This is a genomic window from uncultured Reyranella sp. (genome assembly GCF_945957355.1).
Lineage (GTDB): Bacteria > Pseudomonadota > Alphaproteobacteria > Reyranellales > Reyranellaceae > Reyranella.
The window spans coordinates 30,790-50,242 of sequence record NZ_CAMFKM010000009.1 but is presented as its reverse complement, the minus strand read 5'-3'; the positions used below and the strand labels follow the sequence as shown (position 1 = coordinate 50,242).

The following is a 19,453-nucleotide window of genomic DNA, read 5'->3' as shown; positions in this document are numbered from 1 at the left end:
CTAGCCTCAGTACCCCTCGTCCTGCAGGTTGAGCAGCGGGAACGCGCTGTGCACGCCGGTCAGGTTGGTCGGCATGCTCCTCGCGATGTAACTCTTGTCGAGCTGCGACAACGAGGTGACGCCGAGCAGGCCCATAACCTCCTTCATCTCCTCCTCAAGCAGCTCGATCACACGCTCGATGCCGGCCGCGCCGGCGGCGGCGAGGCCGTAGCAGTAAAGACGGCCGAGGCCGACCCAGTCGGCACCCATGCAGATCGCCTTCACGATGTCGCTGCCGCGGCTGAAGCTGCCGTCGACGGCCACCTTGGCGCGACCCGCCACCGCCTCGACGATCTCCGGCAGCACCTCGGCCGAGCCGCGTCCATGGTCGAGCTGGCGGCCGCCATGGTTGGAGCAGTAAACCGCCCAGACTCCGTTCTGGCAGGCCAGCTCGGCATCCTCGCCGGTGCCGATCCCCTTCAGCATGAACTTCACGTCGGGGAACTTCTCGCGCACGGCGATGAAGTTCTTCCAGGAGAAGGCCGCCTGGTGATCCTGCCCGGTCGCCGAGGAGCGCCACGACTTGACGAAGCGCTTGGCGATGTCGCGCTCGCGCCGGCTGTAGACCTGCGTGTCCACGGTGATGCAGAAGGCATCGTAGCCGGCGTCCATCGCCTCCTTCACGCGGTCCGCGACCCAGGCATCGTCGCCGCGCACATAGAGCTGGTAGATCTTGGGGCCGGCGCCGCCCTTCACGATGTCCTGCAGCTTGAGCGTGGTCACCGAGCTGATCAGCATCGCGACATTGCTGGAACCTGCGCCCTGCGCGACGGTGATGCCGCCGCCGGCCTCGAAGGATTCGAGCGATCCGACGGGCGCCAGCATCACCGGCAGGCGGATCTTCTTTCCGAGGATTTCGGAGGACGGATCGATCTTCGAAACGTCGCGCAATACGCGGGGCTTGAAGGCGATCGTGTCGAGCGCCAGCCTGTTACGGCGCAGCGTGGTTTCGGTCTCGGTACCGCCGATCAAATAGTCCCAGATGTTGGGATTGAGCCTGATTTTCGCCGCTTTTACGATCTCGTGTAGCGTCACGAACTCGCTCTCAAGGCCGCTCGTCATCGTTCCCTCGAATCTTCCGGTTTCGAGGGTTTTCTTGCGCGTCTCCTGCGTCCCGTCAACGTGGCGTCACAGGTGGCGCCCAGCATTGACGTTGGCACTTCGGGACGATTTTATCGCCGCCGGGCATCCGCCCGGCGGAACCAGCGGAGACGGCCTGCTGTCCGCAGGCAATCGGTGAAGGACTCGAGATGAAGAGACGCGTTCTGACGGCAGCACTGGTCTTCGGATGGATGGCGGGGCCGGTCCTCGCCGCCGATCCCGTGCCCGCCCTCAAGGAAACGCCGATGTTTGCCGACCAGGTGAAGTCGGGTGCCCTGCCGCCGGTCGACAAGCGCGTTCCCGAGCAGCCCTGGGTCGTGAAGAATTTCGCAGGCGGGGACGGTCCCGGCCAGCAGGGGGGCCAGCTCAACATGCTGGTGGCCAGCGCGCGCGACACGCGCTTGATGACGATCTTCAGCTACACCCGACTGATCGTCTACGATGACAAGTTCAAGCTGCACCCCGACATCCTCGAGAGCTACGAGGAAAAGGACGGCCGCGAGTTCACGCTCAAGCTGCGGGCCGGACACAAATGGTCCGACGGCCATCCCTTCACGACCGAGGACTTCCGCTTCTTCTGGGAGGACGTCGCCAACAACAAGGACCTCTCCTCGGGAGGGCCCAACGTCGAGCTTCTGGTCGACGGACAACCGCCTAGGGTCGAGATCATCGACCCGCTCACCATCAAGTACACGTGGGACAAGCCTAATCCGTACTTTATCGAGAGCCAGGCGCGCGCCGCCCCCCTCTTCCTCTTCCGGCCGGCGCACTACCTGAAGAAGTTCCATGCCAAGTACACGCCGGAGGCCGAGATCCTGAAAGCCGCCAAGGGCGGCCAGCAGAGCTGGGTGTCGGTCTATCGCCGCCTGGACGTGATGTACGCCAATGACAACATCGATCTGCCGACGCTGAACCCGTGGGTCTCCACCACGCCGTCTCCGGCGCAGCGCTTCGTCTACCAGCGCAATCCTTACTATCACCGGATCGACGAGAAGGGGCAGCAGCTCCCCTATGTCGACCGGGTGATCTTCACCGTCGCAGCCGCCAACCTGGTGCCGGCCAAGGCTGGCCTCGGCGAGGCCGACCTGCAGCCGCGCTACCTCAACATGCGCGACTACACGTTCCTGCAGAAGAGCGCCCAGTCCTCGGGCGTGAACGTGCGCCTGTGGGAGGCGGGCTCGGGTTCGCAGCTCGCGCTCTATCCCAACCTCAACGCCAACGATGCCGAGTGGCGCAAGCTCATGCGCGACGTGCGCTTCCGTCGGGCGCTCTCGCTGGCGATCGACCGCGAGGAGCTGAACCAGGTCGTCTATATCGGCCTGGCCAGGCCGTCGAACAACACGATCATGCCGCGCTCGGAACTGTACAAGCCCGAGTATGCAAGCAAGTGGGCACAGTACGACCCCAAGCTCGCCAACAAGCTTCTGGACGAGATCGGCCTCACGAAGAAGGACAGCCAGGGTATCCGCCTGCTGCCCGACGGCCGGCCGGCGACGATCGTCGTCGAGCATTCCAGCGAGGAGACCGAGGACAGCGACGCGCTCGCGCTGATAGCCGACAACTGGAAGAAGATCGGCATCAAGATGCTGACCAAGCCGCAGACCCGCGACAACTTCCGGCTCCGCACCGCCTCGGGTGAAGCCGTGATGACGGCCTTCGCGGGCGCGGTCACGGCGGTCCCGACGCCCAATACCAGCCCCAAGGAGTTCGCACCGACCATGCTGGGCGGCCTGCAATGGTCGCGCTGGGGCATGTTCGTCGAGTCGAAGGGCAGGCAGGGCGAGAAGTGCGACCTCGACTCGGCCTGCAAGCTGCTCGACTACGTGAAGGAATGGGAGACGGGCGCGACCGAGGAGGACCGCCGCAAGGCCTGGGAGAAGATCCTCGCCACCAATGCCGACGAGGTCTTTTCCATCGGCACGGTCAACGGCGTCCGCCAGCCGATCGTGGTCGGTCCGAAGGTCCGCAACGTCCCGAAGGAAGGCTACTACGCCTGGGATCCGGGCGGTTACATCGGCCTCTACCAGCCGGACACGTTCTGGATCGCGCAGTAGCGATCATGCCGAAAAACGAAAGGCCCCTCCTGCGAGGGGCCTTTTCTTTTACCAGGTGTCGATGTTCGGCCGCTTCTTGTGGCTGTGCGGTGGCCGCGGCTTGGCGTCCAGCAGAGCCGTCGCGATCCAGCGCCGCGAATCTGCGGGATCAATCACCTCGTCGACCTCGAAGTAGGTCGCGGTGCTCAGAGCCTTGCCACGCGCGTAGGCGGCCGCGACCATCCTGTCGAACAGCGCGCGGCGCTCGTTCGGATCGCTCACCGCCTCGAGTTCCTTGCGAAAGCCGAGCTTCACGGCGCCTTCCAGGCCCATGCCGCCGAACTCGCCGGTCGGCCAGGAGAGTGCGAAGACCGGCGCGTGGAAAGAGCCGCCGGCCATCGCCTGCGCACCCAGCCCATAGGCCTTGCGCAGCACGATGGTGCCGAACGGCACGGTGAGGTTGGCGCCGGTCACGAACAGCCGCGAGCAGTGGCGGACCAGCGCGGTCTTCTCGATCTCGGGCCCGACCATCATGCCCGGCGTGTCGCACAGGAACAGGATCGGAATGTCGAAGGCATCGCAGAGCTGCAGGAAGCGCGCCGCCTTGTCCGAGGCGTCGCTGTCGATGGCGCCCGCCAGATGAACCGGATTGTTTGCCACGATACCGAGCGGCTTTCCCTCGATACGGCCAAACGCCGTCACCATGCCCGGCCCGAAGGCGCGGCGCACTTCCAGCACCGAGTCCTCGTCACACAGCGTGGCGATCACGTCGCGCACGTCGTAGACCCGCAGCCTATTCTCCGGGATCGCCCGTCGCAGCAGGCGCTGGTCGGCCGCGCGCCACTCGGGCAGCGCGCCCTGGAAGTAGGACAGGTATTTCTTGGCGACCGCGACCGCCTCGGCTTCGTCCTCGACGGCGATGTCGACCACGCCGTTGGGGACCTGCACGTTCATCGGCCCGACTTCCTCGGGCGAGAAGACGCCGAGATTGCCGCCCTCGATCATCGCCGGGCCGCCCATGCCGATCGACGAATTCCTGGTGGCGATCACGACATCGCAGCAGCCCAGGATCGCCGCATTGCCGGCAAAACAGCGGCCGGAGTTGATGCCGACCAGCGGCGCGACACCGCTCAGGCGCCCGAAGATGTGGAAGGCCATGGTATTGAGGCCGGCCACCGACTGCACGTCGATGTCGCCCGGCCGCCCGCCGCCGCCTTCGGTGAAGAAGACCAGCGGAATCCGCTGCTTCTCGACGATCTCGAACAGCCGGTCCTTCTTGTGGTGATTGTTCTTGCCCTGGGTGCCCGCCAGCACCGTGTAGTCGTAATGGGCAACGGCAACACGGCTGCGCTCGGGCCCGAACAGCGAACCGTTGACCCGGCCAATGCCGGTGATCAGGCCGTCGGCTGGAGTCTTCTCGATCAGGTCCTCGACGGTTCGGCGCGTACGCTGGCTCGCGATTGCAAAGGCGCCGTACTCGACGAAGCTGTTGGGATCGACCAGGTCCTCGAGATTCTCGCGAGCCGTCCGCTGGTTGGTCTTGCGCCGCCGCGCCACGGATTCGGGCCGCTTCTCGTCGAGCGTCAGGGCGCGGCGTTCGAAATACTCCGCGAGGTCGGGCCGGATATGGTCGAGGTCGATCGCCTCCTCGACCGCCGTGCCCTTCACTTGGACATCGGCCTCTTCGACGAACAGCAGCGAATGGCCCTCATAGACCGTCTCGCCGGCCTCGACCGCGATGCGCCGCACATAGCCACGCACGGGGCTGCGGATTTCGTGCTGCATCTTCATCGCATCCATGACCAGCAGCGCCTGGCCCGCCGCAACCGCGTCGCCTTCCGTCACTGACAGGCTCACGATGGTGCCCTGCATCGGCGCAGGCACGGCGGCCGTCCCTTCCGGCGCGTCGGTCGTCATGCCGGGTGAAGCCGTCTCCGACCGCGTCTTGCCGAACGCCAGCACCGCCAGCGGATCGACGCTGTCGACCCGTGCGCCGGCCTGCCGCGTCGAGGAGGCAGCGGGAGCCGCCGCCTCGAAATAGAGCCCGGCCTTCAGCTTGGCCGCCGTCTCAATCAGGGGCACGGCCTGTTGGTCGACGAAGCGCGTATGGACCTCGTCGGCTCGGAAATCGGGGTGGGCGATCAGGGCACGCAGGAAGGCGATGTTCGAGGGGGCGCCTTCGAGCCGGAACGCCGCCAAGGCCCGCTCGGCCCGCTGCAGGGCGCCATCGAAATCGGCCGCATGCACGATCACCTTGGCCAGCAGCGAATCGAAGTTGGGATTGGTGCGATAACCCGCATAGCCATAGGTGTCGACGCGCACGCCCGGTCCCGACGGCGGCTCGAACGCCGTGAGCGTCCCGCCTCCCGGCCTGGCCGAACCATCGGCCACCATGGTCTCCATGTTCACGCGCAGTTGGACGGCGTGACCGCGCGGCGCAGCCGTGCGGACGCCCGTCTCATCGAGCGGCGCCCCGCCAGCCAGCCGCAACTGCGTCGTCACCAGGTCGACGCCCCACACTTCCTCGGTGACGGTATGCTCGACCTGAAGGCGCGGATTGGCTTCGATGAAGCAGAAGAAATCCGGGGCCGCGTCGTCGACCAGGAATTCGAAGGTGCCGAGGCTGCGATAGTTCACGGCCTTCGCCATCCTGACGGCAGAGTCCACGATCCGCGCGCGCATCGCCTCCGACAGATTGGGGCTGGGCGCCAGCTCGACGATCTTCTGGCTGCGGCGCTGGATCGTGCATTCGCGCTCGCCGAGCGAAGCGATGCCGCCGTTTCCGTCGCCCACGATCTGCACCTCGATATGGCGCGCCCGGGCGATCAATCTCTCGGCATAGAGGGTGCCATTGCCGAAGGCCGCTTTCGCCTCCGCCGAGGCCCGGGCGAAAGCCTCGTCGATCTCGCCTTCCTGCGTGACGATCCTCATGCCGCGCCCGCCGCCGCCCGCGATTGCCTTGATGACAATGCCGCTGCCGCGATGCCCGTCGAAGAAGGCCTTCACACCCGCCACGTCGGCCGCACCGTCGGTTCCCGGCAGGACCGGCACGCCGCACTTGATCGCCTGGGCGCGTGCACGCGCCTTGTCGCCGAACAGGTCGAGTTGCTCGGGCGTCGGGCCGACGAAGACCAGCCCCGCTTCGGCACAGGCTTTTGCGAAGGCCGCGTTCTCGGAGAGAAAGCCATAGCCCGGATGCACAGCGTCGCAGCCCGCATCCCTGGCGGCCGCGATCACGCCGGCAATGTCGAGATAGGCGGCAGCGCCACGCCCCTTGAGCGGCCGCACTTCATCCACCCGCCGAACGTGCAGCGAAGTCGCGTCGTCCTCCGAATGGATGCCCACGGTCGCGATGCCGAGTTCGGCGGCGGCCTGGGCGATGCGGATGGCGATCTCGCCACGGTTGGCGATCAGGAGTTTCTTGAGCATGTCAGCGTGGGGTAGAACCCCCTCCATGTCGAAAAGGCTGCTCATTGTGGCGCACGCCCCGTCGCAGAACACCCTCTCCCTTCGGGAGGCGGTGGAACGCGGCGCGCGCAGCGAAACGGGGATCGACGTCCGGGTGATCCCACCGCTGCAGGCCGGCCCGGAAGACGTGCTGGCCGCCCAGGCGGTGATCCTGGGTACCACGGAGAACCTGGGCTACATGAGCGGCGCCCTGAAGGACTTCTTCGACCGCAGCTACAATGCCTGCCTGGAGAAGACCCAGGGGATGCCCTGCGCCCTCTACATCCGGGCCGGCAGCGACGGCACCGGCACGCGTCGCGGCGTCAAGACGATCCTGACCGGCCTGCGTTGGCGAGCCGTCCAGGAGCCGCTGCTGTGCAAGGGGCCCTGGCAGTCCGGGTTCGTCGACCAGTGCGAGGAACTGGGCGCCGCCATGGCGGCCGGCCTCGCCGCCGGCATCTTCTGAGCCACTGGCCCCGGATCACTGCGCCGTGTAGCCGCCGTCAACGACGAGGCCCGAGCCGGTCATGAAGCCCGCATCGTCGGATGCCAGGAACACGATGCCCTTGGCGACGTCCCCGGCAACACCCAGCCGGCCGATCGGATGCATGGCCAGCGACGTCTTGCGCGTAGCCTCGGTGTCGTTGGTGCCGAGGGCGCGCGCCCGCATCGCGAAGGTCTGCTGACCCATGTCGGTGTCGATGACGCCGGGATGGATCGAATTGACGCGGATGCGATAGCCCTTGCGGCCGAACTCCAGCGCCGTCGACTTGGTGAACAGCGTGACGCCGCCCTTGGTCAGCGAATAGAGCGGATCGAGCTGCGAGCCCACGAGCCCTGCCACCGAAGCGAGATTGACGATCGCCGATCCGTGCGCGCTCGCAGCACCTCGCGCCTTGAGATGCGGAAGCGCTATCTTCGTCCCCAGCACGACGCCCGTCAGGTTGACGGCGACGAGCCTGTGCCACTCATCCATCGACGCTTCCTCGACGCCCTTGCCGACGAAGATGCCGGCATTGTTCACGAGGATATCGAGGCCGCCGAACTTCTTGGTGGTCGCATCAATCGCGGCAGACCAGCTGGCCTCCTGCGTAACGTCCAGCGGAACGAACAACGCCTGTCCGCCCGCAGCCTCGATCTCCTTCGCGGTCTGCCTGCCACGCTCCTCGAGGACATCGCCGATCGCCACCTTCGCGCCGACGCTCGCCATGAGCTTCGCCGCCTCGCCGCCGATGCCGCGCGCGGCGCCGGACAGGAACGCTACCTTGCCATCGAGCCTGTTCATTGCACGTCTTCCTCCTGATTATTTTACCGACCATCTCAAAGCCGCTATGGTCCGCGCAAGGTACAACGCCGACGACAACAACCTCCGGGAGGAAATTGATCCATGTCGCGAAACGCGCGACGCGGCTGGCTTGTCGCGACGGCGACGATGATGTCGATCTGCGTCTTCGCCATCTGGCAATCGCTCCTGCTGTCGCTGACCGACCGGCTGGGCCCCGGTCCCGGCTTCTTCTCCTTCTGGCTTGCACTGCTCGGCGTCCTGTTCGCCGGCCTGCTGATGCTCGACGTGTGGCGCAAGCCGCCGATCGAGAGCGACGAGACTCTCTTCCCGCGTGGCGAAAGCGCCTTCCGCGTCATGATCATCATCGGTGCGGTGGCCGGCGCGACCCTGTTGATGGGCTGGCTGGGCTTCGAACTGGCGATCCTGGTCTTCATCGCAGTGCTCACCTTCGCCCTGGGCGAACGGCGCTGGTACGCAATTGGCCTGTTCGCCATCGCCGGCAGCTTCGGCGTCTACTACGTCTTCACGCGCTGGCTCGACGTGCTGCTGCCGCCCGGACCCTGGGCTGTCTGATGGAATCGCTCGGATATCTGATGGCCGGGCTCGGGGCGGCCCTGTCGTTCAACAATCTGTTGTTCGCCTTCGTGGGTTGCGTGCTGGGCACGCTGATCGGCGTGCTGCCGGGCCTCGGGCCCGCCGCCGGCACCGCGATCCTGATCCCGCTGACCTTCAATCTCGATGCGACCGGCGCCATCATCATGCTGTGCGCCATCTACTACGGCGCGATGTACGGGGGCACGATCACCTCGGTGCTGATCAACGTACCGGGCGAAGCCGCCTCGGTCGTCACCTGCATCGACGGCTACCAGATGGCCAAGCAGGGACGCGCGGGCTCCGCGCTCGCCATCGCCGCCATCGGTTCGTTCGTCGGCGGCATCGTCGCCACGATCCTGCTGGTCGCCGTCGCCGCACCGCTGGCCAGCCTGGCGCTGAAGTTCGGGCCGGCCGAGTTCTTTGCCCTGATGGTCGCGGGGCTCTGCCTCGTGGTCGGCCTGGCCGGCCGCAACATCCTGGCAGCGCTGCTCATGACGGCACTGGGCCTGCTCCTGTCGCTCATCGGCATGGATCCGGTCCGCGGCGCGCCGCGCTTCACCTTCGGCATCGAGGAACTCTATGACGGCATCGGCTTCGTGCCGGTCGTGATGGGCCTGTTCGGCGTCGGCGAACTCCTGCTGGCCGCGGAAGCACGCCAGAGCCATCTGATCCAGGCCGACCTCAAGAAGTGGTATCCGACGCGCGACGAGTGGCGCCGGTCGTCCGGCGCCATCGGGCGCGGCACCGTGATCGGTTTCGTCCTGGGCCTGATCCCCGGGGTGGGCGCCATCGTCCCGACCTTCATGGCTTACGTGCTGGAGAAGCGCGTCTCCAAGAATCCGGAACGCTTCGGCAAGGGCGCCATCGAGGGCGTCGCCTCGGCCGAGACGGCCAACAACGCCTATGCCAACGGCTCCATGGTGCCGCTGCTGGCGCTGGGGGTTCCGAGTTCTCCCACCATCGCGGTGCTGATGGGGGCCTTCATCGTCAATGGCCTGACTCCCGGCCCGTTCCTGTTCCAGGAGAAGCCGGAGCTGGTCTGGACGGTGATCGCCTCGTTCTTCGTCGGCAACGTGCTGCTGCTGATCCTGAACCTGCCGCTGGTCGGGCTGTGGGCGCGGCTCCTGAAGATCCCCTTCGCCTATCTCTGCACCGGCGTGCTCATCTTCTGCATCATCGGCGCCTATGGGCTGAAGCAGAGCTTGTTCGACGTCTGGGTCATGCTGGGCTTCGGCGTGTTGGGCTACATTCTGCGCAAGCTCGACTTCCCGATCGCACCGGCGATCCTGGCGCTGATCCTGGGACCGATGATGGAGAAGTCGCTGCGGACGACGCTGGAAATCTCTGGCGGCAGCTTCGCGATCTTCCTCGACCGTCCGCTTGCGCTCGCGCTGCTTGCCATTCCGCTCATCGTGCTGGCTGCCATCGCCCTGCGGCCGCGCGCCTTCGCCAGCCTGAGACAAACCGACATCGAATGAAAAGGAGGACTTCCATGATCCGCAGACGCACCCTGATCGCCGCTGCCGGCGCCACGGCCCTCGCGGCCCCTGCCTTCGCGCAGAACTTCCCGCGCAAGGCGGTACAGATGATCGTCGCCTTCCCGGCCGGCGGTAACACCGACATCGGCGCACGCATCCTGGCCTCGATCGCGGAGAAGGGCCTCGGCCAACCCATTACGGTCGTGAACAAGGGCGGCGCCGGCGGCCAGATCGGCTTCACCGAGGGCGCCCGCGCCCGTCCCGACGGCTACACCGTGACCTTCATCAACCTGCCCAGCGTCAGCACCATCGTGCTCGATCCCGAGCGCAAGGCGGCGTTCAAGATGGACAGCTTCGTGCCCGTGGTGAACCAGGTGCTCGACCCCGGCGTCGTGTGGGTGAAGGCAGACAGCCCCTACAAGACGTTCGGCGACCTGCTCGACGCCGCCAAAAAGGCGCCCGGCAAGATCAGCGCCTGCACCACAGGCATCCTGAGCGACGACCATCTGGCGATCCTGATGGTCGACGACGCGGCGAAGGTGAACTTCCGCATCGTCCACTTCGAAGGCTCCGCCCAGCAGCTCACCGGCGTCATGGGCGGCCATGTCGACTGCGCCTTCGACAATGTCGGCGGCATCGTGAAGAGGGTGAAGTCGGGCGAGCTGCGCGCCTTGGTCGTGACGGACGACGTACGTTCCAAGTTCCTGCCCGACGTGCCGACCACCAAGGAGCTCGGCCTGCCGTCGGTGATCTCCTCCTCGACGCGCGGCATCGCCGTGCCGAAGGGCACACCCGCCGACGCGATCAAGGTGCTCGAGACCGCCTTCCTGAAGGCGATCAACGATCCCGAGCACATCAAGAAGATGGACGAACAGGGCCTCGCGCTGAAGCCGATGGTCGGGGCGGAATATGCCAAGTACTACGCCGACTCGCATGCGGCGGCGACCAAATATACAGAATGGGCGCTCAAGCAACGCTAGGGCTTTCGTAAGAAAGCCCTGGTGGGCGGCAGCGCCTTCATAGGCGCGAGAGCCCACACCGGGCAGAATGGATAAGGATCAGATTTCCTATCCATTCTGCACCGCGCGAGCCGACGCGCTATGAGCGCGTCAACTTGTTGAACGGAATATCCTTATCGACCCGGATGTCGGCCGGCAGTCCCAGCACGCGCTCAGCCACAATGTTGCGCAGGATCTCGTCGGTGCCGCCGGCGATGCGGAAGCCGGCGCCGCCGATCCATTGAGCCTGGAAGCCGGCCGCGAAGGGCACGTCCTCCTTCATGATGCCGGCATGGCCCATCAGCTCCATCGCGAAGGCGCCCATGTCCTGCATCTTGGGGGCCGCCACGATCTTGATGATCGAGGATTCCGGCCCCGGTGTCTGGCCCTTGGACAGCGCCGTCAGCGTGCGATAGCGCGTGAGCTTGAGGCCCTGCTGCTGGACGTACCAGTCGGCGATCTTAGAGCGGACCTGCTGGTTGCGGATCGCCGCGCCGTCCTCCAGCTCGGTCTCGCGCGCCAGCTCCATCAGCTCGTCGATGTCGAGGCCGCCCGACGGCAGGCCGACGGCGAGACGCTCGTTCATCAAGGTGGTGAGCGCGGCTTTCCATCCCTCACCCACCTTGCCCAGCCGCTGGCTGTCGGGGATGCGGACGTTGGTGAAGAACACCTCGTTGAAGTTGGCGCCCCCCGACATCTGCTTGATCGGACGGACCTCGACGCCGGGGCTCTTCATGTCGAGGAAGAACATGGTGAGGCCGGCGTGCTTCGGCACGTTCGGATCGGTGCGCGTGATCACGATGCCGAAGTCGCAATAGTGCGCGCCCGACGTCCAGACTTTCTGGCCGTTGATGATCCAGTCGTCGCCGTCGCGCTCGGCCTTGGTGCGAATGCCCGCCACGTCGGAACCCGCGGCCGGCTCGGAGAAGAGCTGGCACCAGATCTCCTGGCCGTGCAGCGCCGGCTTCACGTAACGCTTCAGCTGCTCGGGCGTCGCATAGGCCATCATCGTCGGGATGCACATGCCCAGCCCGATGTCGAAGAAGCCCAGCGGCACCAGGTAGTTCGACTCTTCCTGCTGGTAGATCACCTGCAGGATGGGCGAGGCGCCGCGTCCGCCGAATTCCTTCGGCCAGGTCATGCGCGCGTAGCCGGCAGTGGCCTTCTTGTCCTGCCATGCCTTGGCCTTCTGCAGCAGTCCCGGATCGTCGTTGCGCGCGCGGTTGCTCTGCGTGTCGTCGCTCTTGCGCGTGGCGTTGGCGTCGAGCCAGGCGCGCACTTCCTGGCGGAAGGCGGCTTCTTCGGGGGTATCGTTGAAGTCCATCGTTTCCTCCTAGGCCGCGTTCTTCTGTTCGAGACGGGTCACCAGCTTGTCCTTCCAGGCCATCGGCCCGCCCAGCGACAGCGCCATCAAACGCGAGCGGCGGTAGTGGAACTGCGTGTCGGCCTCCCAGGTGAAGCCGATGCCGCCATGGGTCTGGATGTTCTCCTTGGCCGCGAAGTCGTAGGCGTCGGTCGCGGCGATACGCGCCGCCGCCGCGGCCAGCGGCAGGTCGGCGCCGTCCTCGGTCAGCATCATGGCGCCGTAGTAGGCGTTGGAGCGCGCCAGCTCGAGCTTGACGTAGCAGTCCGCCAGCTTGTGCTTGATCGCCTGGTAGGAGCCGATGGCGCGGCCGAAGGCGTTGCGCTGCAGCGCATAGTCGCGCGCCATCCACATCGCCGCCTCGGCGCCGCCCACCTGGGCAAAGGCGAAGTAGACCGCCGCCGCATCGTACAGCCGCTCGAGCAGGCGCCAGCCTTCGCCCTCAGCGCCCAGCAGTTCGGCCGAGGCGTCGCTGAAGGAGAGCTCGGCATGCTTGCGCGCGGGATCGATCGTCTCGATGCGCTTCCTGGCCACGGCCTTCTGCGTGAGATCGACCAGCACGAGAGACACGGCGCGATCGCCTGAGCCCCCGGTATTGGCGAGCACGATGGCGAAGGTCGCGGCCTCGCCGTCGGTCACCGGAAGCTTCTTGCCGTTCAGACGACCGCCGCCAAAGGTGGTGCGGATGTTCCGCGGCTTCGGCGGCTGCGCGCCCTCGGCAATCGCCAGGGTGCCGATCGCCTTGCCGGACGCGAGCTCGGGCAACCACTTCTTCTTCTGCGCGTCGGAGCCCGCGAGCTTCAGCGCTTCGGTCGCCAGCACCACCGAGCTGTCGAACGGCACTGGCGCCGCGGCGCGACCGATCTCTTCGGCGGCGACGCAGACCTCGAGCGGCGACAGGCCCATACCGCCATACTCTTCGGGAATGCCGAGGGCGGGCACGCCGAGATCGACGAGCCCTTTCCAGACATCGTCCGCGTGGGTTTCGTTGCCGTCGAGCACGCGCCGCACCACTTTGGTGGGGCACTTGTCGGCGAGGAATTTGCGAACCTGCTCCTTGAGCAGCTTCTGGTCGTCGGAGAAATCGAAGTTCATGATGCCCAACCCTAGCAAGCAAGCTCGGCTCGGGGAACGGTTCTAGGTTCCGTCAGGCGGGTTGTGCAACGATATGGTGAACGTCATGAATGCTGACCAAATCAAGGACTGGCATGCCCACGTCTACTTCGACGAAGCGTCTCGCGATGCGGCATGGGCGCTGCGCGAGCGGATCGAGAAGACCTTCCCGATCGAAATGGGCCGCTTTCACGAGAAGCCGGTCGGGCCGCATCCGCGCTTCAGCTATCAGGTCGCCCTGAAGAACGAACAGTTCCTTCCGGTCATGTCGTGGCTCACCCTCCACCGCGGCGAACTTACGGTGTTCATTCATCCCAACACCGGGCACGATCTCGAGGATCATCGCGACCGCGCGATCTGGATGGGCCAGCAGGTGCCGCTGGTCCTCGACATCTTCACGAAGAAGGATTGACCTGATGGACTCCCTGCTCCCGCTCGCCCGGCGCGTCGGTGAAAAACTGAAAGCTCGCAAGGAAACAGTCGGCATCTCCGAATCGTCCGCCGGCGGATTGATCTCGGCGGCGCTGCTCGCCGTGCCGGGCGCCTCGGCCTATTTCATGGGCGGCGCCGTGGTCTACACGCGGCCGGCCGGAGATGCATTCCTCGCCGTGCCGCGCGAGAAGCGCGCCGGCGTTCGTTCCTCCTCGGAACCGTGGGCCCTGCTCGCCGCCGAGCATGTCCGCGGCCGGCTCAAGACCACGTGGGGGCTCGCCGAGACCGGCGCCTCCGGCCCGACGGGCAATTCCTACGGCGATCCCGCGGGACACACCTGCGTAGCAGTCGTCGGCCCCAATGGCAGCGTCGCCCGCACCCTGCGCACCGGCTCCGACGATCGCGTCGCCAACATGCGCGCCTTCGCCGCCGAAGCCCTCAAGCTGCTCGACGAGCAACTTTCCTGACGTCAGCCGATCGGCCGCTTCAACGCGGCGATCGCCACGAACACCCAGCCCGCGATGAAGGCGAGACCGCCGACCGGCGCCACGGCGCCGAACCATCGCGGGCCGCCGAACGACAGGGAATAGAGAGCGCCTGGAAACAGGATGCTGCCGGCGAGGAACAGCCACAGCGCGACGATGGTCAGGCGGGCGTTGAGCAGTTCCGCCCCCGCCAAGGCGCAGACGCCCAGCATCGCGAGGGCGTGAACCATCTGATAGTGGCTGCCGGTCTGCAGCCAGTCGCGTGCCTTGAGCCCGGCTTCCGTGCGCAGGTCGAGACCGTGCGCGGCGAAGGCGCCGACGATGACCGAGATCGCGCCGCTCAGCGCGGCGACGACGATCCAGAGCCGCGCGGCGGCGCCCATGAGACTATTGCAGCGGCCGGGTCGGTCGCCCGCCCGCCGTCATGCCGCCGTCGATCACCAGCTCCTGGCCCGTGATGTAGTTGCCGGCGTCGGTGCACAGGAAGAGCACGCCGTTGGCGATGTCCTGCGCCTCGCCCACGCGCGGCAGCGGCACCGTGGCGGCGGCGCGCTCGCGCGGATCGATCGGCGCGTTGCGACGATTGCCCTCGGCGCCGGTCGGGATCTTCTCCCAGATCGGTGTGGCGATGATGCCGGGATGCACCGAGTTGCAGCGGATATTGTCGGCCGCATGTTCGAGCGCCACCGACTTGGCGAGCAGGCGCACGCCGCCCTTGGTCGCCGAATAGGCCGCGAGGCCCGGCGCACCGCGCAGCCCCGCCACCGAGGACATCAGCACGATCGAGCCGCCGCCCGCGCGCTTCATCGCCGGGATCGAATGCTTGATCGAGAGGAACACGCCGTCGAGATTGATGGCCTGCTGGCGCTGCCAGTCAGCCAGCGTCATCGTCGCGATCGGCGACATGATGCCGATGCCGGCATTGGCCACCATGATGTCGAGACGGCCGTAGCGCTTCTCGGCGTCGGCGACGATTCCCGGCCAGGCCGCCTCGTCGCGCACGTCGTGGCGCAGATAGTGTGCCTTGCCGCCCGCCTTGGTGATGCGCTCGACGACACCCTTGCCCAGGGTGTCGTCGATGTCGGTGATGAGAACCGACGCGCCTTCGCGCGCCAGCGTTTCGGCACAGGCCTCGCCGATGCCGGAAGCACCGCCCGTGACGATGGCGACCTTGCCCGAGACCTGAGCCATGGAACGCTCCCTAGCGGTTCTTCCAGTTGCCGGGGCGCTTCTCGGCGTACGACTTGACGCCTTCCTTGAAGTCCTCGGTCTTGCGCGTCCAGTCCTGCTCGGTGAGTTCACGCTCGGTGGCGATCTCGGCCGCATCGGCGAAGCCACGGCGCATCGTCTCGCGGGTCGACATCACCGCGAGCGGCGCCGACTCGGCGATCTCCTGCGCGAGCTTGATCGCTTCCTTGCGCACGTCGGCGAGCGGCACCAGCACGTCGGCCATGCCCCATTCGTAGGCCTGCTCACCGCCAATGCGGCGGCCCGTGTAGAACATCAGGTTCGCCTTCTGCTGGCCGATCAGGCGCGGCAGCGTGAAGGTGAGCGAGAAGCCCGGGTGGAAGCCCAGACGCGTGAAGTTGGCGGCAAAGCGCGCCTCGGCGCAGGCGACGCGGAAATCCGGCATCAGGGCGAGGCCGAGGCCGCCGCCGATCGCCGGGCCCTGCACCGCGGCGACGCTGGGCTTCTTCGAACGGAAAAGGCGGGTTGCTTCCTTGTAGAGATGCTTGCCGCTCTCCGCCGCGCCGGTCTGCGGGCGGTTGGCGAAATCGGCGCCGGCGCAGAACGACTTGCCCTGCGCGCACAGCACATACGCGCGGATCTTGTCGTCGCGGTCGAACGCCTCGAAGGCATCGGCGATCTGGTTGATCAGCGAGTTGTCGAAGAAGTTGTGCGGCGGCCGCTGAATCTCGACGATTCCGACCGCGCCGTCGGTGCTGATCCCGATGTCCTTGAAGGTGGCGCTCATCTGTTTTCTCCCGCGTTGAAAATCCGGCTAACTTGGCCGGGATACTGCCCCGGCAGGGGTCACGCGTCGATACGGGAGAAAAAGGTATGCCGCAAAGCGAACGACACGCCTTGGTGCTGGGAGGCGGCACCATGGGCGTCGGAATCATCGCCATGTTCCTGGGCGGTGGCTGGAAAGTGGACGTCGTGTCGCGCTCCGCCTCGACCCGCGATGGCCTGCCTGCGGCGACATCCCGCGCACTGCAGGCCATGGGAAGACCGGATGACGTTTCGGGCCTCGCGACCTATGCGACGCTCGAGGAGGCGCCCTGGTCGAAGATCGACATCGTGGTCGAGACGGTCACCGAGGATCTGGCGCTGAAGCAGAAGATCTTCGCCGACCTGGAGCGGCTGTCGCGCCCCGGCGTGCCGCTCACCTCCAACTCGTCGAGCTTCCCGATCAGCGAGATCGGCAAGGGCTTGGCGAGCCAGGACCGCATGATGGGGCTCCACTTCTTCATGCCGGCCCACCTCATCCCGCTAGTCGAGGTCGTGCGCTCCGTTCACACCGATGTGGCATTGGCCGAGAAGGTCGGCGCCATCATGAGTGAACTGGGCAAGCGCCCCGTCCAGGTGAAGAAGGACGTGATCGGCTTCCTGGGCAACCGCATCCAGGGCGCGCTGATGCGCGAGGCGCTGTGGCTGATCGAAGAGGGCGTCGCCTCGCCCGAGGATATCGACGCGACCGTGCGTCTCTCCTTCGGTTTTCGCTATGCCGCCGCCGGTCCGATCACGCAGAAGGAGCATTCGGGCTGGGACACGACCTGTGCCGTCGCCAAGATCATCTGGCCCGATCTCAGCAACGCCGACGGACCGCCGCCCGTACTTCAGCGCAACGTCGACCAGGGGCGGATCGGCTTCAAGACGAAGGGCGGGTTCTTCGACTGGGACGAGGCCTCAATGGCAAAAGAGCGCGCCCGGTACGAGCGCGCTCTTTCGAAGTGCCTGGAAATCTTCCGCGAGGAAGGAATTCTCAGCTAGGCGGCGCGGCCCCGGCCGCGGCCACCACCGCCTCCGCCGCCAAAGCGACGGCCCTTCCACTGGGGACGCGGGCCCTGCGGACGATCGCCGTAGGGACGCTCACCTTGAGGACGGTCGCCATAGGGGCGGTCACCCTGCGGACGATCGCCGTGCGAGCGGTCGCGCTGGGCCTGGTCGAAGCGGTCGCCGCGCGGGCGGTCGCCGAAAGAGCGCTCACCCTGCGGGCGGCCATGGTGCGGCCGGTCGCCATGGGGGCGGTCACCGTGAGGACGGTCACCCTGAGGACGCTCGCCGCGCGGGCGGTCGCCGTAAGGACGGTCGCCATGAGGCCGGTCGCGCTGGGGGCGATCGCCGTGGGGACGATCGCCGTAAGAACGCTCGCCCTGCGGACGCCCGCCTTGCGGGGCATCGCGATAGTCGCCGCCGCGGAACTGCTGGTCGGCATGCGCCGGCACCCGATCACCACGCGACTGGTCATAGTTCGGGCGGTCGCCGAACGAGCGATGCCCGCCGGGACGACCGCCGCCACCATTCCGGCCGCCGCCGCGCGGGCCACCACGGCCCTCGCGCGGACGCTCGTCACGACGGTCGTCGCGATCTTCACCCTCGGCGCGTGCCTTGGGCGGCGGCAACTGCGGCATATCCTCGTTGGCCGGCGTCGGTACGACCGGGATGCGCTGGTTGGTCAGGCGCTCGATGCCCTTAAGCTGGCCGCGCTCGCTGCCGTCACAGAAGGAGATCGCGATGCCCGACGTACCGGCGCGCGCGGTGCGGCCGATGCGGTGGACGTAGCTCTCGGCGTCGGCCGGCAGCTCGAAGTTGATGACGTGAGTCACGCCCTGCACGTCGATGCCGCGCGAGGCGAGATCGGTCGCGACCAGCACGCGCGCCTTGCCGCGGGCGAAGTTGTCGAGCGCCTTCTGGCGGGCGTTCTGCGACTTGTTGCCGTGGATCGCCTCCGAGCGCACGCCGCGATCCTCCAGCGCTTCGGCGACGCGGTTGGCGCCGCGCTTGGTGCGCGTGAAGACGATGACGCGCTCGAGGCTCTCGTCGGACAGGAGATGGCTGAGCAGGGTGCGCTTGTTGGCGGCGTTCACGAAATAGACGCGCTGGTCGATGCGCTCTACCGTGCGGCCCTGCGGCGCGATCTCGACCTTCTCGGGATTCTTCAGGATCTCCGAGGCGAGCTTGGCGATGTCGTTCGGCATGGTCGCCGAGAACAGCAGGGTCTGCCGGTTCTTCGACACGGACGCCGCGATACGGCGCACGTCGCGGACGAAGCCCATGTCGAACATGCGATCAGCTTCGTCGAGGACGAAGAAGGTTACTTGTCCGAGCTTCACGTTGCCGCGCTCGACCAGGTCGAGCAGACGGCCCGGCGTGGCGATCAGGATGTCGACGCCGCGCGACAGGGTTTCGATCTGGCGGCCATAGCCCAGGCCGCCGACGACCGTGCAGAGGCGCAGGCCGAGGCCGCGGCCATAGGTGTCGAAGCTGCGGGCGATCTGGACCGCGAGCTCGCGGGTCGGTGCCAGCACGAGGGCGCGCGGGCTCTTGGGCTGGGCGCGCTCCTTCGACTCGGAAAGATGCTGCAGCACGGGCAGCGCGAACGCCGCCGTCTTGCCGGTGCCGGTCTGGGCGATGCCCAGCACGTCACGGCCCTGCAGCAGGGCCGGAATCGTGCGCGCCTGGATGGGCGTCGGTACCGTGTAGTTCGCCGCGCTCAATGCACGCAGCAGCGGCTCGGCCAGACCGAGATCCGCAAACGTAACTTCACTCACTGAAAATCCTTACTTGCCGCCCGGCATGCCATCCCGGGCACGCGCATCTGTGGCGGCGTTAGGCCCGTTCCCGCGCGCGGCTGGGACGGCTCTTGTCCTGGGGGATTGTCTCGGGATGAGGCGCCGTCAAAAAGGAAATGGGGCGCGTCGCGCGATCGCGAGAAATCTTTGTAGGCCCGCATACCGGCGGGCTGGCGCGTATATGATGCTGCAGCGCAGCGAAGTCAAGGCGATTGATGCGCCTCCCCGGAGGCCGGGCGCGGCTCCGGTTTCCGACAAGACCGTGCAGAGCGATACGGGGCGTGCGCAC

At 66.7% G+C, this 19,453-nt stretch carries 17 protein-coding genes; 8 read left to right on the top strand and 9 right to left on the bottom strand.

Features of this window, described 5'->3' with window-relative positions; translation table 11 throughout:
- Nucleotides 1-6: 6 nt before the first annotated feature.
- Entirely contained in the window at nucleotides 7-1,101 is a 1,095-nt protein-coding gene (locus tag Q0Q48_RS15855) for an alpha-hydroxy acid oxidase (RefSeq protein ID WP_295139584.1), read from the bottom strand.
- A gap of 188 nt (nucleotides 1,102-1,289) precedes the next feature.
- Here Q0Q48_RS15855 and Q0Q48_RS15850 point away from each other — a divergent pair, with 188 nt between their 5' ends.
- Nucleotides 1,290-3,194 (top strand): ABC transporter substrate-binding protein, encoded by a 1,905-nt coding sequence (locus tag Q0Q48_RS15850; protein ID WP_295139583.1) that lies wholly within the window; start codon nucleotides 1,290-1,292, stop codon nucleotides 3,192-3,194.
- 48 nt (nucleotides 3,195-3,242) lie between these two features.
- On the opposite strand, the gene Q0Q48_RS15845 is transcribed toward Q0Q48_RS15850, so the two are convergent.
- Complete coding sequence (locus Q0Q48_RS15845; protein WP_295139581.1) at nucleotides 3,243-6,602, bottom strand: carboxyl transferase domain-containing protein; 3,360 nt, start codon at nucleotides 6,600-6,602, stop codon at nucleotides 3,243-3,245.
- A gap of 25 nt (nucleotides 6,603-6,627) precedes the next feature.
- Between Q0Q48_RS15845 and Q0Q48_RS15840 the strand changes: the two genes are divergently transcribed.
- The gene (locus Q0Q48_RS15840) at nucleotides 6,628-7,086 is read left to right on the top strand and encodes a flavodoxin family protein (RefSeq protein WP_295139579.1); all 459 of its coding nucleotides are present in this window, start codon (nucleotides 6,628-6,630) and stop codon (nucleotides 7,084-7,086) included.
- A 15-nt stretch (nucleotides 7,087-7,101) separates the two neighbouring features.
- Here Q0Q48_RS15840 and Q0Q48_RS15835 read toward each other — a convergent pair whose 3' ends face one another.
- Nucleotides 7,102-7,905, bottom strand: coding sequence for a glucose 1-dehydrogenase (locus Q0Q48_RS15835; protein ID WP_295139577.1), 804 nt, complete (start codon nucleotides 7,903-7,905; stop codon nucleotides 7,102-7,104).
- Between the two features lie 102 nt (nucleotides 7,906-8,007).
- On the opposite strand from Q0Q48_RS15835, the gene Q0Q48_RS15830 reads away from it, so the two are divergent.
- From Q0Q48_RS15830 to Q0Q48_RS15820, 3 genes are read left to right on the top strand one after another with little or no spacing between them, the layout of a single operon-like run.
- Nucleotides 8,008-8,478 carry a tripartite tricarboxylate transporter TctB family protein gene (locus Q0Q48_RS15830; RefSeq protein WP_295139575.1) on the top strand — a complete coding sequence of 157 codons (471 nt, stop codon included), beginning with the start codon at nucleotides 8,008-8,010 and terminating at the stop codon, nucleotides 8,476-8,478.
- Nucleotides 8,478-9,977, top strand: a complete 1,500-nt coding sequence (locus Q0Q48_RS15825) for a tripartite tricarboxylate transporter permease (protein WP_295139573.1) — start codon at nucleotides 8,478-8,480, stop codon at nucleotides 9,975-9,977. The genes Q0Q48_RS15830 and Q0Q48_RS15825 overlap by 1 nt, the downstream gene beginning before the upstream one ends.
- Nucleotides 9,978-9,991: 14 nt before the next feature.
- Nucleotides 9,992-10,957: a tripartite tricarboxylate transporter substrate binding protein gene (locus Q0Q48_RS15820; RefSeq protein ID WP_295139571.1), complete on the top strand. Its 966-nt coding sequence runs from the start codon at nucleotides 9,992-9,994 to the stop codon at nucleotides 10,955-10,957.
- Nucleotides 10,958-11,075: 118 nt separating this feature from the next.
- On the opposite strand, the gene Q0Q48_RS15815 is transcribed toward Q0Q48_RS15820, so the two are convergent.
- Together Q0Q48_RS15815 and Q0Q48_RS15810 are read right to left on the bottom strand one after the other, a co-directional pair.
- Nucleotides 11,076-12,299, bottom strand: a complete 1,224-nt coding sequence (locus Q0Q48_RS15815; protein WP_295139569.1) for an acyl-CoA dehydrogenase family protein — start codon at nucleotides 12,297-12,299, stop codon at nucleotides 11,076-11,078.
- A 9-nt stretch (nucleotides 12,300-12,308) separates the two neighbouring features.
- Nucleotides 12,309-13,433, bottom strand: a complete 1,125-nt coding sequence (locus Q0Q48_RS15810) for an acyl-CoA dehydrogenase family protein (protein WP_295139567.1) — start codon at nucleotides 13,431-13,433, stop codon at nucleotides 12,309-12,311.
- Between the two features lie 85 nt (nucleotides 13,434-13,518).
- On the opposite strand from Q0Q48_RS15810, the gene Q0Q48_RS15805 reads away from it, so the two are divergent.
- Together Q0Q48_RS15805 and Q0Q48_RS15800 are read left to right on the top strand one after the other, a co-directional pair.
- On the top strand, nucleotides 13,519-13,863 hold the full coding sequence (locus Q0Q48_RS15805; protein ID WP_295139566.1) for a DOPA 4,5-dioxygenase family protein: 345 nt from the start codon (nucleotides 13,519-13,521) through the stop codon (nucleotides 13,861-13,863).
- 4 nt (nucleotides 13,864-13,867) lie between these two features.
- Complete coding sequence (locus tag Q0Q48_RS15800; RefSeq protein ID WP_295139564.1) at nucleotides 13,868-14,350, top strand: CinA family protein; 483 nt, start codon at nucleotides 13,868-13,870, stop codon at nucleotides 14,348-14,350.
- Nucleotides 14,351-14,352: 2 nt separating this feature from the next.
- Here the strand turns inward: Q0Q48_RS15800 and Q0Q48_RS15795 are convergent, their stop codons facing one another.
- From Q0Q48_RS15795 to Q0Q48_RS15785, 3 genes are read right to left on the bottom strand one after another with little or no spacing between them, the layout of a single operon-like run.
- Nucleotides 14,353-14,751, bottom strand: a complete 399-nt coding sequence (locus tag Q0Q48_RS15795; RefSeq protein ID WP_295139563.1) for a DUF423 domain-containing protein — start codon at nucleotides 14,749-14,751, stop codon at nucleotides 14,353-14,355.
- Between the two features lie 4 nt (nucleotides 14,752-14,755).
- On the bottom strand, nucleotides 14,756-15,559 hold the full coding sequence (locus Q0Q48_RS15790) for a glucose 1-dehydrogenase (protein ID WP_295139561.1): 804 nt from the start codon (nucleotides 15,557-15,559) through the stop codon (nucleotides 14,756-14,758).
- Between the two features lie 10 nt (nucleotides 15,560-15,569).
- Complete coding sequence (locus Q0Q48_RS15785; RefSeq protein WP_295139559.1) at nucleotides 15,570-16,343, bottom strand: enoyl-CoA hydratase-related protein; 774 nt, start codon at nucleotides 16,341-16,343, stop codon at nucleotides 15,570-15,572.
- Between the two features lie 86 nt (nucleotides 16,344-16,429).
- Here Q0Q48_RS15785 and Q0Q48_RS15780 point away from each other — a divergent pair, with 86 nt between their 5' ends.
- A complete protein-coding gene (locus tag Q0Q48_RS15780; protein WP_295139557.1) occupies nucleotides 16,430-17,362 on the top strand; it encodes a 3-hydroxyacyl-CoA dehydrogenase NAD-binding domain-containing protein in 933 nt (310 codons plus the stop codon).
- On the opposite strand, the gene Q0Q48_RS15775 is transcribed toward Q0Q48_RS15780, so the two are convergent.
- Complete coding sequence (locus Q0Q48_RS15775; RefSeq protein ID WP_295139556.1) at nucleotides 17,359-19,143, bottom strand: DEAD/DEAH box helicase; 1,785 nt, start codon at nucleotides 19,141-19,143, stop codon at nucleotides 17,359-17,361. The two genes, Q0Q48_RS15780 and Q0Q48_RS15775, sit on opposite strands and share 4 nt — an antisense overlap.
- Nucleotides 19,144-19,453: the final 310 nt, after the last annotated feature.